Origin of the sequence: Paraburkholderia sp. SIMBA_027 (assembly GCF_046535315.1) — a bacterium.
Classification (GTDB): Bacteria; Pseudomonadota; Gammaproteobacteria; order Burkholderiales; family Burkholderiaceae; genus Paraburkholderia; species Paraburkholderia tropica.
Window position 1 is genome coordinate 1 of the sequence record NZ_JAWRWY010001696.1, and the last position, 232, is coordinate 232.

1 pseudogene is annotated in these 232 nt (G+C 51.7%); it reads right to left on the reverse strand.

Annotated features, from left to right (window positions below):
• A pseudogene (gene pcm / locus SB764_RS44965) lies at positions 1-228 on the reverse strand (protein-L-isoaspartate O-methyltransferase); the annotation flags it as partial.
• Positions 229-232: the final 4 nt, after the last annotated feature.

The following is a 232-nucleotide window of genomic DNA, read 5'->3' on the forward strand; positions in this document are numbered from 1 at the left end:
CTGCGGCGTCAGCTCGAGTAATTCGGTCATTCGCGCCACCATATATGGCTGCGAAATTGTCTGCCCCTGACCTATCGGCAAAGCGATATTGTCCCAGGCTTTTTGTTCAAACGCTTCATCAACGAATTTTTCACGCGGCACGGCGGCAAGTGCATTCAGCACCTGCTCATCCTGAATACCTTGCGCACGTAATTGATCCAGAAGTGCTTGTACGCGTCTGCTTACCATTGCG